Here is a 15,391-nt window from a genome sequence, read left to right as displayed (position 1 = left end):
CAGCGACCCAAACGAATTAGATTGCGATCTAACTCTATTTATGATATAGATGTCAATTGAAATCTAATTGGAGATCGATATGAGAGTGAGCCGCGCGCAAGCTGAAGAGAATCGGGACAGGGTCATTGATGTCGCGAGCCGTATGTTTCGTCAGCATGGTTTCGATGGCATCGGGCTCAAGGATTTGATGAAAGGGGCCGGTCTCACGCAAGGAGCGTTTTACAAGCAGTTTGCGTCGAAAGACGATCTGGCCGCTATCGCGTCAAGGCGCGCCATGGAAAGCGCCACACGCAGATGGTCAGCGGCCGCCAATGACAGTGCCGACCCCCTTGAGGCTGTTATGGCCTTCTACCTATCCTCGGATCATAGAGGAGAAAAAGCGGAAGGTTGTCCGCTGGTAGCGTTGGGATCTGATGCGGCCCGACAAAGCGCTGAGGTCAGGCAACCTTTCGAAGACGGTATTCGTGCTCACTTCGAGGTGCTGAATGAATTGACAGGTGACAGCAAGAGTTCCGAACCAGGTAGCAAGGCCATGGCAATCCTTTCTCTTATGGTGGGCGCCGTGACGCTATCGCGAATCATGGAAGACGCGACCATGTCACAAGGCATTCTTGATGCAGCGGCTGACGAAGTCAGACGCATTGCCCGCCGCGATGATGTCGCCTGAAGGTCAAGCCGGGTCCAACGCCCTGGCATGATAAGGGCCAAAGTTTAGCGCCCCGACAGGGTGAGGCCTCTTTCGGCACTTGCTTAAACTGCATGTATTTACAAAAGGCCCTGACCGCATTGTCGGACGGGATGCTGAAGGCATGCCTATTTCTAATGAGACAAAAGGTGGAAAACAGATGCGTCGTATCGTTGTTACGGGAATGGGAGCCGTCAGCCCTCTGGGTGCGAATGTCGGGATCTCATGGTCGCGCCTGATTGCGGGACAAAGCGGTTTGCGGCGACTGTCGGACGAGATCGTCGCAGACCTGCCTTCGAAGATCGGAGGCGTCGTCCCCTCAATCATTGAGGATCCGGAAGGCGGCTTCGATCCGGATACGGTCCTCGCTCAGAAGGACCAACGCAAGGTCGACCGGTTCATCATCTTTGCACTGGCGGCCGCCGAAGAAGCCCTCGCGCAGGCGAACTGGAAACCGACGTCGAACGAGGACCGGCTGAGAACCGCGACGATCATCGCATCCGGCATTGGCGGCTTTCCTGCCATCACCGAAGCCGTCCGCACCGTCGATCAACGCGGTGTGCGCCGTCTTTCGCCCTTCACCATCCCGTCGTTTCTCGTCAACCTCGCAGCGGGACAGGTCTCGATCCGCCATGGCTTCAAAGGTCCTCTGGGGGCACCAGTCACGGCGTGTGCTGCTGGTGTCCAGGCAATCGGCGATGCTGCCCGGCTCATTCGATCTCATGAAGCAGACATCGCAATTTGCGGCGGGACAGAAGCCTGCATGAACATCGTGAGTTTGGGCGGTTTTGCCGCCGCCAGATCGCTGTCGAGCGGTTTCAACGAATCGCCCCGCCGCGCATCGCGCCCCTTCGACACATCACGCGACGGCTTCGTCATGGGCGAAGGAGCCGGCATGCTTGTCATCGAAGCTTTGAGCCATGCGCTCGCGCGCGGTGCAACGCCACTTGCCGAACTGGTCGGATATGGCACGACCGCTGACGCCCATCACATCACCTCTGGACCGGAAGACGGCAACGGCGCACGCAGGGCGATGGAGATCGCCATTGCGCAGGCCGGAATTTCTTCGCGCGAGATCGGCCATTTGAACGCTCATGCGACGTCTACTCCGGTCGGGGATCTTGGTGAAATAAGGGCCATCAAGAGCGTATTCGGGTCCGATAAGACGGTCGCCGTTAGCGGGACCAAATCGGCAACAGGGCATTTGCTCGGTGCGGCCGGCGGTCTCGAAGCTATCTTCACAATTCTGGCGCTTCAGAACCAGATCGCGCCGCCGACGCTCAACCTGAACAGTCCCGATCCTGAAGCCGACGGCATCGATTTCGTTGCGAACCAAGCGCGTCGTTTGGACGCTGAGTACGCCATATCGAACGGCTTCGGCTTCGGCGGCGTTAATGCCAGCGCACTCTTCCGGCGTTGGCCAAAGGTAAACGGCACTTCGACATCTGCCATCGCCTGACAGTTAGCGTCGAGCGACGATCTCCTGAACAGCCTGATTGATCGAAGAACAACAGCTTCATCCGGTCACGCCGGCAATTGCTAGAAGGCAAACACCGCAGGGGCAAACGGGTCCAGCGCCATCGTCTCCTGGACCAGGACCGCAAGGCTGTTGATGCCGGCCCGGAAGTCGATCGGCTCCCGATGCAGGTAGACCTTCAGATCAGCGCCCAGTCTGAACATGACCCAACGCTCCTATGATTGCCGCCAGCCCATTCTCATCGTCATACTCAAGGGTCAGGCTGATCCCGTTCGGCAGGAGCGCACTCACCTTGGACGTCTGATACGGCTTGCCCAACGGCACGCTCTTTGTCAGTAAATCGCCGCCAGAAGTCGGAGGCATATCTGGAGCAATCTGAACCGGAACGAATGCCGAGACCAAAGGCAAAGGACGCTTCTCCATGGCCTTCTTTTTCCACTTGCGAACGAGATTAGCATTCACGCCATGTTCCCGAGCAAGTCGAGAGACCGGAACGCCGGGCTCCAAACACGCTGCGACGAGCTGATCACGCGAAGCAGGGTCATATCGACGGCGGAGTCGCGACCAACAAGCCGCACCTGCAATTTAAGAGCATCTTCATCCATGATTTGGTGTCCACCTATTTTGGTGTACACCTCATGCCTTAGAGCGCTGCGCTTCAGAAGGTGCGCAGAAATTCGCGCTTACCTTCAATCATGCGCGATCGTATGTGAAGGATGTGAGTAGCGTGGTGACGAAATTGCTTGCCCGTTCCTTGACCAGCGTCTCCGTCCACTCGCTGGTGCCGCGGAGCCTCAAGTCTGTCTGGATGCTGTCGACGGCAGCTTCCTCAATTCGCTTGACGTGGGCGTTGAACGTAGCCTCTCCGCCGCCGTGGTACATGTCACGAATGACCATGCGCAGAATTTCCTGGATCGCAATCTGCCAGGCCGTATTGATCGCCTGCAGGTCTTTGGTGTTAGTTTCCATAGTTGCGGTCCTTGGGAGTTATGACTGAATGACGGGCGCGCCTCGAGTGAGGGCGCATCGCTGGATCGGCAGAAGCGTAGATCCGCCATCCTACAGGCCTAAGCCTGGCGGGACTTGCGGGCGGCGTAGCGTCGGTCGCGCTCAGCCTTGCGAGCGGCCTCGTCCTGAACCACCCGCGAGATTCGGGCATTTTCGGCCGAATTTCGCGCCTCGATCTCGGCCACGGCGGCCGCCTCGATGGCTGCCTGTTCTTGAGCGGCAAGGGTGACGATCCGGGTCTGTTCCTCGTGCTTTAGTCGTTCCCGCTCTGCACGGCGCGCCTCACGAGCTTCAACGAGGGAGATCCGCTCGGCCTGTCTGGCGGATCGTGAAGGCTCGGCCGCCTTCTTTGCTGAGCGGTAGGCGATGAGAAGGGCAGCTTTGGCGTCTGCAGCAGCCGAGCGTCGATCGGTGAGTTCGTTGTTTCTGGCGTGTCTCAAATCTTTATCCTGAGTTATCGTGGGATGTTCAGCTGAACTTCGATCGTTTGGCAAGCAGTGCGGATGTTGCAGATGCTCTGTCGGCGCGTTCCTTGGCGAGGCGCGCTTCGCGCAGCCTCATTGTCTTGGCGTCGCGAGCCTGAGCCATCGATGCGAGCTCTTCCGCCGCATTGTTCTTGGCGAAGAACTCCGTCTGAATATTGCCAAAGGCAGCCTCAGCCTGTTGTCGAGATTTACTGTATGTCTCTGTCATTTGTCGTCGATCTGGCTATGAGCCGAGATGAAAAAGGCCAGGCGAACCGCCTGGCCTCAAAATGATAACTGCTTCCGGCAGTGCCAGTACATCCGTGGTCAAAGGGAAGCAGATATCGATCAAGCGGACTGCAGATTGCAGGCTGACATCTTGCCCGACTTCATGTCGCGCTCGAGTTCGAAGCCGATCTTCTGGCCTTCGACGAGTTCGCGCATTCCTGCGCGCTCGACAGCCGAGATATGAACGAAGGCGTCAGCGCCGCCGTTGTCAGGCTGGATGAAGCCGAAGCCCTTGGTGGAATTGAACCATTTTACTGTGCCAGTGGTCATGATGAACCCTTTCAAAGCATAGAGTGAGGGACCGCGAAGCAAGCACCACGCAGCGGAAAACCGACTATTTTTGAGAGAGAAGTTCGCTTAAAGCGCGGTGCCAATCGCGCGGTAGACAAAGCTCGGCAAGCAAAAGATCGATGAAGCAGAATTACCGAATAAAGAGTGCTACGTCAACGTTTAGTTTTCAAAATGACACATTTACACCCTCGGGTTGCGTTATCTTTAAAAACGGTGCGGCGCTTCGGCTGGATTAATTCCGGCGCACAGTATCAGGGCATGGTCGGGCAACGAACCTATCCCGCAGTCTCTGTGGACGGGAAAACGGCGGCAGCGCTCACCTGATCATTCATGAGCTTGCGACGAACTCAGCGAAATATGGCGCTCTGTCTACGGTTAATGGTTACATCAATTTAGAGTGCCATCACGACGACGACACCCTAAATATCGTCTGGCGTGAGACAGGGCGGACCGCCTTCGCCCGGCGAGCCTACGAAAAGAGGCTTTGGCACGAAAAAGGTCAACAGGACGGTGGAGGCCCAACTTATTGGCAAGATCGCACGACAATTTAAAGGACTCGGCTTGGTGATCACACTTGCCGTGCCGCCAGCTGTCATTAGACGCTAGCGGTGGCTCGGAACAGCGGTCCCAACAGCTAAGGCAGGCATTCGCTTTCCATACCCCTGCCGCGCCGGAAGACAACCCTCTAATGATCCAGCTTGATCGCTCTGGACTTGCTTGACGAGTGACCTAAGTCGCCCCTGCGATATTCGATGGGATTGCTATGACCTCACACGTTTCCGACCGGTACAACGACATATTCGTTGGCGATGGCGAGATGGCGCAGATGATGCGTCTGCACAATTGGGCGGAAAGCTCGGTTGGACCGCCCGAGACATGGCCCGAAGCACTCAAGGTGGCCATCCGTCTTCTGCTGACCTCCAAGTTCGAGATGTGGCTCGGTTGGGGGCCGGACATAGCCTTCTTCTATAACGACGCTTACCGGCCAACTTTGGGCGGCAAGCATCCCAATGCGCTGGCTGTCCCAACAAAGACGCTTTGGGCGGAAATCTGGGATGATATCAAAGACCGGCTGGAAACCGTGTACGGCACAGGACAGGCGACCTGGGACAGGGCACTGCTTCTTCTTCTGGAAAGGAATGGCTATTCAGAGGAGACCTATCACACCTTTTCCTATAGCCCACTGATAGGGGATAGCGGCAAGGTTGAAGGGGTATTCTGCGCCGTAAGCGAGGAAACAGAACGGGTTATAAGCGAACGGCGTCTGGGGACTATGCGGACCCTCGCATCAGGCCTGGCTGCAGCCAATACCGCAACTGAGGTTTTCCAGGCGTCACGCGACGCCCTTGGGGCAAATCTTCAAGACCTCCCATTCAGCGCTCTATACGTTTTCGACGCGCTAGGAGATGCCACGCGGGAGTGGGTCTGCGGTGCTGCAGCTAACCATTCTTTGTTTCCGACAGAAATTAGCCTTGGCGATGTATGGGACGTCCAAAGCGCCTGGTCAAAACAAGCCGTCGCACTGATAGATCTTTCAGGGACGGACGGCGTTCCATCGGGACCTTGGCCTAAAAGTCCGACGCAAGCGGTGGTGATCCCTCTCACTGGTCAGGGAGTTGAAAAACCGAGAAGCGTCTTAATCTGCGGCATGAATCCGCACCGGCCGGTCGGCGATGAGTACCTGGATTTCCTCAAGCTGATTTCGGGCCAGATCGCTTCGCGTCTTGCCAGCGCTCACGCATTCGAAACTGAACGGCGACGCGCGACAGCATTGGCTGAGGCTGCCGACATGCGGGATCAGGCAGCGGCCGCACTTGAGCAACTCAACCGGCAGCTCTCCTCGGAAGTCCAACTGCGCACTGCAGAACGAGATCGCATGCGAGCTCTGTTTCAACAGGCGCCGAGCTTCATGTGTATCCTCCGCGGTCCCGATCACGTGTTTGAGCTTGTCAATGATGCATACCTCAAGCTCGTAGGTAATCGACAGCTGGTTGGTCTTAGCGTCCGGGACGCTCTCCCAGAAGTCGCCGGTCAAGGCTTTTTCGAACTATTGGACGGCGTATATCGGTCGGGTGAACCGTATCTCGGCCGGTACTTGCCAGTCTCATTACAGCCCGATGATGAGAAGGAAGCTGATCAGCGGTTTATCAATCTTATTTATCAGCCGATATTCGATCACGCAGGGAACGTAACCGGAATTTTTGTCGACGGGTTCGATGTCACAGATCTGAAGCGCGCCGAAGATCAGCTCCAGAGCCTTAATCACACGCTTGAACAGAAGGTAGAGCAGCGGACCCAAGAGCTAAGGGCCGCGCTCGTCAAGCTTGAGAACGAGACGGTCGAGAGAGAAACTGCGCAGATTGCGCTGAGACAGGCGCAAAAAATGGAGGCCCTCGGTAATCTTACTGGCGGCGTAGCGCACGACTTCAATAATTTGCTGCAGGTTGTCAGCGGCAATTTGCAGCTCTTGTCCAAGGATGTTAAGGGCAATTCCCGCGCAGAGCAGCGCCTTCAGAACGCCTTGGCGGGCGTTGCTCGTGGCGCGAAACTGGCCTCTCAGCTCCTGGCATTCGGCCGTCGGCAGCCGCTTGAGCCAAAAGTCGTCAATGTGCGCAAACTAATTCAGAACATGGATGACATGCTTCGGCGGGCCTTGGGTGAGGAGATCGAGCTTGAAACCGTCGTCTCGGGCGGCCTGTGGAATACCTTGATCGATCCCAGTCAGCTTGAAAATGCGATCCTCAACCTGGCGATCAATGCGAGGGACGCAATGGACGGCCGTGGACGGTTGACGATAGAAACCGCAAACTCGTTCCTTGATGACGAATATGCCCGCACCCATGAGGACGTACGCCCGGGACAGTACGTTCTTGTTGCCGTGACAGATAATGGTTCAGGCATACCGCCCGATATCATAGAGCATGTCCTCGAGCCTTTTTTCAGCACCAAGAAGGAAGGAAAAGGAACCGGCCTTGGCCTGTCCATGGTTTACGGATTTCTGAAGCAATCTGGAGGTCACCTCAAGATTTATAGCGAAGTCGGGCACGGAACGACGATGAAGCTGTATATGCCTCGCACTGTGCAAAACGAGGATAACCTGTCAGACGTAAACGCCATTGCACCGCGTGGCGGTACTGAAACCGTGCTGGTCGTGGAAGACGATGACGGTGTTCGAGAAACATCAGTGGCGTTGTTGACTGACCTCGGATATCGCGTTCTCAAAGCAAACGACGCGCAATCCGCATTTGCTATCGTGACCAGCGGGGTTGGGATAGACTTACTATTCACCGACGTCGTGATGCCTGGGCCGATGCGCAGCACAGAGCTTGCAAGAAAAGCCAAGGCGCTATTCCCGGGAATGGCGGTGCTTTACACTTCTGGCTATACGGAAAATTCAATCGTGCATGGCGGGAGATTGGATGCGGGCGTCGAGCTTTTATCCAAGCCCTACACGCGAGAGGCCTTGGCCCGCAAGGTACGTCATGTTTTGACGAATGCGCAGCAGCAGCAAATTGCGTTGGAACGCCTTGACCAAACCCCACACGCTCAACCGGACAAACAGATAGCATCCCCGACTGTGCCAGCCCATGTGCTTGTCGTTGAGGATGAACCTCTGATCCTGATGGCGACAGCCGATATGTTGGATGAGCTCGGCTACGTCGTGCACGAAGTGGGTTCGGCCGAAGATGCACTCGATATCTTGGAACGCGAAAGGATCGACGTTCTACTGACTGACGTGGGCCTGCCACAAATGTCTGGCACTGATCTGGCACGGATGGTCCGCGACCGGTGGCCAACCGTGCGCATCGTGTTCGCAAGCGGGGATGAAAGTGCCAAGTCGGCTTCGGGGATTTTAGATGCTCTTCAACTATCGAAGCCATTTACGTTAGACAGTCTGCAGAGTGTCCTGAGTGATGGATAACTAGAGGTTCTTCAACCAAGAAGGGCTTCGGCTTCATAACTCCCGGCAATGGCGGTTCTGATGTATTCGTCCATATCTCGGCCGTGACTAGGGGCGGGCCGTTACAGGACGGGCAGAAGGTGGAGTTATGAGATTGGCCAGGACCGCAAAACCGGAAAGTCGAAGGCCGAGAATGTAACCCCTCAGTAATCATTGATACGCAGATAAGCGAACAACGCTGAATCAATCTGGCCACGCGACCAACATGGCCGCTGCCTGCGTGAGATTGCTAAATCAGCCAGTTAATCCGCGGTGAGGCGACCGGCGCAGACATTAGCCCCACCGGAATGCTACCTCAAAAACTCGCCGCCTTTTCCTAAACCCTTCGATTAAGTGGGCCTCCATGACTGTTATCGCATCTTTTATCTACCGCGGCGGCGAACGTGCCGAGGAGCTGCCCCTCAGCGACAAACCGTTTCAGCAGGTCGATGGTGAATTCGCCTGGATCGGGGTTGCTGAGCCGACGGTTGAGGAGATGACGAACCTGAAAGCGATGTTCGGCCTGCATCCACTCGCGGTGGAGGATGCCTTGAACGGCAAGCAGGTGCCGAAGGTCGAGGTTTACGGCGATCAGCTCTTCGTCATCATCAAGACAGCCCACCTCGAGGGCGACAAGATCGCCTATGGCGAAACCTGCATCGTCGTCGGCCGGCATTACATCGTCTCGGTGCGCCAAGGTTCGGCAAAGTCTCACAGGAACTGCGCGAGCAACTCGAGCACTCGCCAAAACTGCTGGACCATGGGCCTGATTACGTCTTGCACGGGATCATCGACTTCGTTGTCGACGGTTACCTTCCAATGGTCGAGACGTTGGAAGACAAGGTGCTTGAGATGGAAAAGCACATGCTAATCTCCTTCCTGGAACGCGAGCAAATCAGGCGGCTGTTCCGGATGCGGCGGCAGGTCATCAAATTCCAGCGTATTCTGGGGCCCATGGGTGAGGTAGTCGGCAAGCTGGCAAACCTGGAGCTACCCTGTATCGACGACAATGCCAAAGCCTATTTCCGTGACATCCTCGATCACGTGCGCCGCGTGGAATTCATGATGTCCGGCCTGAGGGAAGTTATCACCTCCGCATTTAAGGCGTCGAACCTGCTGGAGCAGCAACGGCAAGGCACGATCACCCGTCAGCTCGCCGCATCGGCTGCGATCCTCGCCGTACCGACAGCGATCGCCGGCATCTATGGAATGAACTTTGAGCATATGCCGGAGCTGAAGACAGAATACGGCTATTATGTCGTGCTCGTGGTAATCCTGTCGCTCTGCGCGATCCTTTATTTTCGCTTCAAAAGGACGGGATGGCTGTAGCCGCCTGAACTATCCCTTCCCACTGCAGCGATGGGCGCTATGTAGGCTGCCTCTACTTGAAGACGAATAGGAGAGACATTGGCGACCGGTTTGATCGCATTGCTTGATGATGTTGCAGCAATTGCAAAGGCTGCCGCTGCGTCGGTCGATGACGTCGCAGCGCAGACCGCCAAAGCCAGCATCAAGGCGGCGGGTGTCGTTATCGATGACACAGCTGTCACCCCGACATATGTCGTCGGCTTGTCCCCTGCCCGCGAACTGCCGATCATCGGCAAAATTGCGCTTGGTTCCCTGAAGAACAAGCTGGTCTTTCTCCTGCCGATCTGCCTCATCCTGGGATATTTCGCGCCGTGGCTGATCACGCCACTGCTGATGATCGGCGGGATCTATCTCTGCTTTGAAGGTGCGGAGAAGCTTCACGAGGCCCTTGTTCCGCCTGCCTCAGGTCATTCTTCAGATTCAGAGGCGTCGCTCGACCCGGCCAAGCTGGAGAACGACAAAGTCGCGGGAGCGATCCGCACCGACTTCATCCTCTCGGCTGAGATCATGGCGCTAACACTCGCCGGCGTTTCGACGTCGACCGTCTACTCTCAAGCTGCAGTTCTGGCGGCTGTCGGGGTTCTGATCACTGGAGCAGTCTACGGTGTCGTCGCCTTGATCGTCAAAGCTGATGATATCGGCTTTTACCTGACGCGAAGTGGAGGTGTGGTCGGAAGAGTCATCGGAACGGGCCTCGTCAAAGGCGTGCCGGTGCTCCTGACAATTCTTACGATGGTGGGCACGGCGGCGATGTTGTGGGTGGGCGGCAGCATTATCGTCCACAGCCTCGCGGAGATGGGGCTCCATCAGCCGGAACATTTGATCGAGGCTTTTGCACACTTCGCCGAACATACGCTTGTTGTTCTTCCGCGGATGACAAGCTGGTTCGCCACGTCTTTCTTGCAGGCCATTCTCGGCATTCTCATCGGTGCCGCCGCAATCATCTTGCATGGGATCTGGAAGCGCGCTTTCGTCAGGGAAAGAGGCTCTTCGGGCAGCCACTAGCAGCTCGCCGCAGTCTGCCCTGAGACGACCAATATCACTCGATAAGAGACGTTTCTTCGTCCGTCTCGCTGTCGCCGCCTTCCTACAATTCGGGCTGATCTCGACCTGAGTGCAACAGCAGCCGGCTGGATCGGCTGCTTAGCTTTAGCATTATATTGCCTCGGCATTGTTCTAGCATTCACTCTGGTTGACCGGTTGAGCGAACGCAGCGTCTCCATATTTGCTGGACTGTCAGCATCAGGCGCAATGACAATACCCTACTGCTGTGGGGTATCTTGATTTATCCCAGACGCCCGGCGCTGGGGTTGGGCGTGCCCTTTCTTGTTATTGCCGTCGGCCAGACCGCTGGAGCTCCATTCTTTGGAATGGTGTGAGAAACTGGAGGCGTTGTCTCGGCGATCATGGTCTTCGCCGCCATCATTGCGAGCGGCGCAAAATATTCTGTGACAACGCCGGAACTGGGAAACTAACCTTCCCGATATCGATTACATTGCGCTCGAAGCAGAAGGACGCTTTTTAAGCCACTGTAGGACGCGAATTTCCTCTTCGTCCAGCCACTGTTGAAGCCGTTCGCTCTTGGTCTTCAACTTCAGCACATCATGAAGCATCCCGGCTTGAAAATCCTCAAACACCGCTGGATGGATATACGAGGAGCGACAAACGGAACGGGTGTTGACGAGTTTCGCAGCTACCGCGCCGACTGCCTCGTTGAGTTGACGAGCGAGATCGCGCTTGGTTGCTGCGGCCTCAAGTGACGCAAGGCGTTCGACCGCCATGCAGGTTGCGCCCCATGTGCGGAACTGTTTTGAGCTGAAGTCTTCGCCGGTGATTTCGCGGATATATGAATTTACGTCGTGCGACGTAATTGGTCTGCATCCGCCTTCGTCGCAGATGTATTGAAACAGGTGCTGGCCGGGGAGCTCCTGCAGTTTGCGCACGACATTGGCAATTCTACGGTTGCTGTGAGCGAGGTTCCATTCCTTGCCTGACTTGCCCTTGAAGCGGAACTTCAGGCTCCCACCCTCGACCTTTACGTGGCGACTGCGCAACGTCGTCTGTCCATACGACTTGTTCGCTTCGGCATAAGCGGCGTTACCGACGCGGATGTAAAGGTTGTCGAGCATCCATACGACTGTAGCCAGCACTTCCTCCATTGTTAGGCCGCGGGATCGCAGATCGATTTCCACCCGCTCGCGAAGATCCGGTAGTCGATCGGCAAAGTCGACAAGCCGCTCGAACTTGGCTCTTCCACGCTCCGCATGCCAATCGGAGTGGTAGCGATACTGGCGCCGGCCGCGTGCATCCATCCGTATCGCCTGGAGATGAGAAAACGGATTGGTCGAAATAATGACATCGGTATAGGCCGGCGGAATTGCCAGGGCGTTCAGTCGCGAGATCTCGGCAGCCTCCGTGATGCGTCTTCCATCTGGACGATAGTATAGGAACCCTTTAGCGCCCAATTTGCGCGTGATCCCGGTCTCAAGTCCGGGAACATAGACCAAGCCAGACGACAGCTTGGCTTCTGCGGCGATCGTGTCGATTTCTGTGATGACCTGGTTCATCTCGCCATCACTCACAGCGCAATAAGCTGTTCCTTCGCATCAGGCTCATGGCTGCGATCACCGGCATCGCAAAGCCTGAGTCTTTGCCTTCTTCTAGCCAAACCATCCATACTCCTGCGACTGACTGCTATCGCTTCTGGTTCGAACCGAGCATCGTCAGCGCATTTTCCATTGCGGCTCCGGAGGCTGTGTTATCGAAGACGCACCAGCTGTCCGATGCCACCAGTTTAGTGAATGACCTGATCTCATCCTCGCTGTAGCTCGAATAGTAGATCTTCGGCCTGCCGTGCAGACGCACATATCGTGGCGGATCAGCAAAAGCCTCTGCTGGCCATACCCGCGACGGATCGGCAAGAACCCGATCGATGGCATAGTTCTTCAGCAGGTCCCGCGCCTCTGCCGACGCCCAGCTCTTGTGCCGCGCCTCGATGACGACTGGTCCGTCGTCGATGTCCCGTATAGCCTTAAACGCGGTATCGAGTACGGCGGCATCGAACGCTAGTGATGGGGGTAGCTGGCAAAGCAGCGGGCCTCGTTTATCTACGAGCGGCGCAATATCAGAGCAGAAAGTGGCGAACGGCTGGGCTATATCCTTCATCGCTCTGGTGTGAGTTATCTCCTTGGGTACTTTTACCGAGAACCGAAAGCTGTCCGGTACCGACTCCACCCACCGGGCGAACGTTGACGTCTTGTGTCTACGGTAAAAAGTCGAGTTGATTTCGACGCCGTCGAAGACCGATGCGTATCGCGTCAGGCCACTTCCCTCCTTTGCAAACTGGTCGGCCGCCTTTATCGGAATGGACCAGGCGGCAGTGGCAATAGTTGGCAATTGCAGGTCCTCCAGCTTGCTAGCCCCTGAGCGAAACGAAAGGATCGATCGCCGAGTTCCATAGACCGATTGAGCGAGGTTCGGAACAAGCAGGCAACTAAGAACATTAGGAGAACAACTTCAGGAGATTTTCATGAGTGACAACCCAAAGACCCATACTTCGTCCAACACACAGAAAGACCCCGATGATTGGGTCAGCGGCGATGAGCCGATGACCGGAGCGCAACGCTCCTACCTCAAAACGTTGTCTGAGCAGGCGCACCAGCCTGATGTTTACGCTGAAGACCTAACCAAGGCGGACGCTTCGAAGCGCATCGATGAACTCAAGCAGGCACTCGATTTTGAGTGACGCCTAAGGTCGATATACCCAGCGACACTGAGCACCCCTCGACATAACTTTGAGAAACATGTGTTTCATCGAAAGCGATATGGTCGCGAAGTCAATGACATCACGAACAGGGTTTCAGTTATTGCAGTTACAGGCCATTCGAGTTATATAGGCGGCCAAGGAGATTTTCATGGCTAGCCAAGTCGTCCATTTCGCCGGATTGTCGGATCGTGATCGCAACGGAGTTTCGCCTTTGCCGAAGCTCGCTGCGGGCGACAGACTGGAACTTCACGTGCGTCACGAAGGCCGCGAAGGACAGACACTAACAATTCCGCCAACCGCCGCCGCGGCGGTTGAGACGCTTCTGGCGCATTTGCTTCGTGGCGAACGCGTCGCTGTGCTGGCCGAAGACCAGGAATTAAGCCCGACCGAGGCATCGGCTGTTCTCGGTATTTCGCGTCCACTTGTTGTTTTACGCATGGACCGGGGCGATCTGCCGTTTCGCTATGTCGGTAAACACCGCCGCGCCTTGCTCAAGGATGTGCTCGCGCTAAAATCCAGGTTGGATGTTCGGCAGGCTGCGATAGATTTGCTTGCCGAAGATACCGAGGATCTCGTTCAGACCCATGGCCTCTAAACCGCCCGTCGCGGTTTATGATGCCTGCGTCCTCTATCCATTCCACCTTCGCAACGTCCTCGTTCAGTGTGCTTTCGACGGCCTCGTCGAAGCGCGCTGGAGCGATGATCCATGACTAGTGGATCCGAAATCTTGCCGCCAACACGCCGTCCTTGTCTATCGAGCGCCTGATAGCTACGCGGGACAGGATGAAGGCCGTGCTGCCGGAAGCGGACGTGACAACCTACCGTCCTTTGGTAAATGACCTTAAGTTACCCGACCCCGGCGACCGGCATGTTCTTGCGGCCGCCATCGCCGGGAGAGCTCCCGTTATCGTCACCTGGAACCTCAAGGATTTTCCACCACAAGATCTTCAGCCTTACGGCGTGACCAGCCAGTCACCGGATGACTTCTTGTCCGATCTTCATGTCGCATTTTCTGAAGCACTGATCGCCAGCGTCAAAAATGCGCGGCACAATCTTCGCAAAACGGTGCCATCGGTCGATGCGTTTGTGGAAGCTCTCGAGCTAAACGGATTAAAGCGATTTTCGGCCATCCTACGGCGCAACAGCAGCAAGCTGAAGTAGTCGGGCCAGGCCGGTACATCGGCGACTGAACATCTTCCTCGCAGTAGCAAGCTTAATCCTCCTCGCTCGCTACTTCCCTCGATAGCAGCTCCTCTTGAAAAGCATGCCGACTGAGCAATCCGGCATCTTCGAGTGCTTCAATGTCCGGCAGATCGCGCAGCGTCTCCATTTCGAACGCCGACAAGAAATGCTGTGTGGTTACGTAGGTGTAAGGCGCACCCGGCGTCGGGCTGCGCGGCCCGGAGCCAATAAAACCTGCGCCACGCAGATGGAAATTCACCTGCTGGCCAGGTTCGAGCGTCGTCGCGCCCGCATGTGCATCCGTTCTGACGGAGACCCGCCCATGCGCAAGCGTCACCGATCCGCCATCTGCGACAAGGCGGACGTCGAAGCCCGTTCCCAGAACCTCCACACGGCCACCCGCCGCCACCACGACGAAGGGGATCGTGGAAGGGACAACTTCGAAGAATACGCCGCCGCGGAGCAGCCTGACCCGACGTTCTCCGGCCGCGGAAACATCAACCAGAGCACTATCGGCATCGAGCAGAACCGAGGAGCCGTCCGCGAGCATCACGGTCCGCCTTTCGCCGCGCGCCGTCACGTAGTCTGCTCGCAGGTCTTGAATGAGGCCGGGACGTTCCAGCCATATAGCGCCCGCTACCAGGGCTGCCATGACAGTGCCCAGGGTTCCGAGCCGCCTGCCTGTCTTACGATGACGCTTGGCCCGGTCCATGGCATCAAGACAGACCGATAATTCGTCCGCCTCCTTGTCTGCCAGCCGCTTGCCGGGATTTTCCATGGCGTACCAGGTCGCCTCGATCGCCTGATAGGCCTCCAGGTGAGCCGGATCGGCATTCACCCATTTCTCGAACTCGGCCCAACGTGCTGCTGTCGGATCGGCGAGCAGGGACACGAACTATTGCCTGGCCGTCTCTCGCAGTTC

General features: G+C 56.6%; 17 protein-coding genes and 2 pseudogenes. 9 read left to right on the top strand and 10 right to left on the bottom strand.

Going from position 1 to position 15,391, the window contains the following annotated elements:
- Window positions 1-79: 79 nt before the first annotated feature.
- Both ACI3K0_RS27365 and fabF read left to right on the top strand, forming a co-directional pair.
- The gene (locus ACI3K0_RS27365; protein WP_148147152.1) at window positions 80-667 is read left to right on the top strand and encodes a TetR/AcrR family transcriptional regulator; all 588 of its coding nucleotides are present in this window, start codon (window positions 80-82) and stop codon (window positions 665-667) included.
- 178 nt (window positions 668-845) lie between these two features.
- Window positions 846-2,144, top strand: coding sequence for a beta-ketoacyl-ACP synthase II (gene fabF, locus ACI3K0_RS27360; RefSeq protein ID WP_404946672.1), 1,299 nt, complete (start codon window positions 846-848; stop codon window positions 2,142-2,144).
- A gap of 80 nt (window positions 2,145-2,224) precedes the next feature.
- Here fabF and tnpB read toward each other — a convergent pair whose 3' ends face one another.
- The 7 genes from tnpB to ACI3K0_RS27325 form a co-directional block, all read right to left on the bottom strand.
- On the bottom strand, window positions 2,225-2,365 hold the full coding sequence (tnpB, locus tag ACI3K0_RS27355; protein ID WP_404946671.1) for an IS66 family insertion sequence element accessory protein TnpB: 141 nt from the start codon (window positions 2,363-2,365) through the stop codon (window positions 2,225-2,227).
- Window positions 2,346-2,669, bottom strand: a complete 324-nt coding sequence (locus ACI3K0_RS27350) for a transposase (protein ID WP_404946670.1) — start codon at window positions 2,667-2,669, stop codon at window positions 2,346-2,348. Before ACI3K0_RS27350 ends, tnpB begins: the two co-directional genes overlap by 20 nt.
- Window positions 2,621-2,767: a hypothetical protein gene (locus tag ACI3K0_RS27345; protein ID WP_404946691.1), complete on the bottom strand. Its 147-nt coding sequence runs from the start codon at window positions 2,765-2,767 to the stop codon at window positions 2,621-2,623. The genes ACI3K0_RS27350 and ACI3K0_RS27345 overlap by 49 nt, the downstream gene beginning before the upstream one ends.
- An 88-nt stretch (window positions 2,768-2,855) precedes the next feature.
- Window positions 2,856-3,131: a hypothetical protein gene (locus ACI3K0_RS27340; RefSeq protein WP_148147148.1), complete on the bottom strand. Its 276-nt coding sequence runs from the start codon at window positions 3,129-3,131 to the stop codon at window positions 2,856-2,858.
- Window positions 3,132-3,229: 98 nt separating this feature from the next.
- A complete protein-coding gene (locus ACI3K0_RS27335) occupies window positions 3,230-3,610 on the bottom strand; it encodes a DUF6481 family protein (protein ID WP_148147147.1) in 381 nt (126 codons plus the stop codon).
- 28 nt (window positions 3,611-3,638) lie between these two features.
- The gene (locus ACI3K0_RS27330) at window positions 3,639-3,863 is read right to left on the bottom strand and encodes a hypothetical protein (protein ID WP_148147146.1); all 225 of its coding nucleotides are present in this window, start codon (window positions 3,861-3,863) and stop codon (window positions 3,639-3,641) included.
- 119 nt (window positions 3,864-3,982) lie between these two features.
- Window positions 3,983-4,192, bottom strand: coding sequence for a cold-shock protein (locus ACI3K0_RS27325; RefSeq protein WP_018902430.1), 210 nt, complete (start codon window positions 4,190-4,192; stop codon window positions 3,983-3,985).
- An 838-nt stretch (window positions 4,193-5,030) separates the two neighbouring features.
- Between ACI3K0_RS27325 and ACI3K0_RS27320 the strand changes: the two genes are divergently transcribed.
- The 4 genes and pseudogenes from ACI3K0_RS27320 to ACI3K0_RS27305 all read left to right on the top strand — a co-directional run bounded on the left by ACI3K0_RS27320 (window position 5,031) and on the right by ACI3K0_RS27305 (window position 10,526).
- Window positions 5,031-8,135, top strand: a complete 3,105-nt coding sequence (locus tag ACI3K0_RS27320) for a response regulator (protein WP_404946689.1) — start codon at window positions 5,031-5,033, stop codon at window positions 8,133-8,135.
- A gap of 20 nt (window positions 8,136-8,155) precedes the next feature.
- A pseudogene (locus ACI3K0_RS27315) lies at window positions 8,156-8,324 on the top strand (cold-shock protein); the annotation flags it as partial.
- A 193-nt stretch (window positions 8,325-8,517) separates the two neighbouring features.
- Window positions 8,518-9,482, top strand: a pseudogene (locus ACI3K0_RS27310) (magnesium and cobalt transport protein CorA).
- 78 nt (window positions 9,483-9,560) lie between these two features.
- Window positions 9,561-10,526 (top strand): DUF808 domain-containing protein, encoded by a 966-nt coding sequence (locus ACI3K0_RS27305; protein WP_404946669.1) that lies wholly within the window; start codon window positions 9,561-9,563, stop codon window positions 10,524-10,526.
- Window positions 10,527-11,011: 485 nt separating this feature from the next.
- Here ACI3K0_RS27305 and ACI3K0_RS27300 read toward each other — a convergent pair whose 3' ends face one another.
- Window positions 11,012-12,088: a DNA topoisomerase IB gene (locus ACI3K0_RS27300; RefSeq protein WP_404946668.1), complete on the bottom strand. Its 1,077-nt coding sequence runs from the start codon at window positions 12,086-12,088 to the stop codon at window positions 11,012-11,014.
- Between the two features lie 127 nt (window positions 12,089-12,215).
- The gene (locus ACI3K0_RS27295; RefSeq protein WP_404946667.1) at window positions 12,216-12,917 is read right to left on the bottom strand and encodes a DUF72 domain-containing protein; all 702 of its coding nucleotides are present in this window, start codon (window positions 12,915-12,917) and stop codon (window positions 12,216-12,218) included.
- 133 nt (window positions 12,918-13,050) lie between these two features.
- On the opposite strand from ACI3K0_RS27295, the gene ACI3K0_RS27290 reads away from it, so the two are divergent.
- The 3 genes from ACI3K0_RS27290 to ACI3K0_RS27280 all read left to right on the top strand — a co-directional run bounded on the left by ACI3K0_RS27290 (window position 13,051) and on the right by ACI3K0_RS27280 (window position 14,448).
- Window positions 13,051-13,266 carry a DUF3072 domain-containing protein gene (locus ACI3K0_RS27290; protein ID WP_404946666.1) on the top strand — a complete coding sequence of 72 codons (216 nt, stop codon included), beginning with the start codon at window positions 13,051-13,053 and terminating at the stop codon, window positions 13,264-13,266.
- 169 nt (window positions 13,267-13,435) lie between these two features.
- Window positions 13,436-13,882: a DNA-binding protein gene (locus ACI3K0_RS27285; protein ID WP_404946665.1), complete on the top strand. Its 447-nt coding sequence runs from the start codon at window positions 13,436-13,438 to the stop codon at window positions 13,880-13,882.
- A 188-nt stretch (window positions 13,883-14,070) separates the two neighbouring features.
- The gene (locus tag ACI3K0_RS27280) at window positions 14,071-14,448 is read left to right on the top strand and encodes a hypothetical protein (protein WP_404946664.1); all 378 of its coding nucleotides are present in this window, start codon (window positions 14,071-14,073) and stop codon (window positions 14,446-14,448) included.
- A 52-nt stretch (window positions 14,449-14,500) separates the two neighbouring features.
- On the opposite strand, the gene ACI3K0_RS27275 is transcribed toward ACI3K0_RS27280, so the two are convergent.
- Window positions 14,501-15,361 carry a FecR domain-containing protein gene (locus ACI3K0_RS27275; RefSeq protein WP_404946663.1) on the bottom strand — a complete coding sequence of 287 codons (861 nt, stop codon included), beginning with the start codon at window positions 15,359-15,361 and terminating at the stop codon, window positions 14,501-14,503.
- Window positions 15,362-15,391: the final 30 nt, after the last annotated feature.

It is taken from the genome of Rhizobium sp. ZW T2_16 (genome assembly GCF_044987325.1).
GTDB classification, from domain to species: domain Bacteria; phylum Pseudomonadota; class Alphaproteobacteria; order Rhizobiales; family Rhizobiaceae; genus Neorhizobium; species Neorhizobium cellulosilyticum.
The sequence above is the reverse complement of the archived record's forward strand: the minus strand, read 5'-3'. Positions and strand labels throughout refer to the sequence as shown.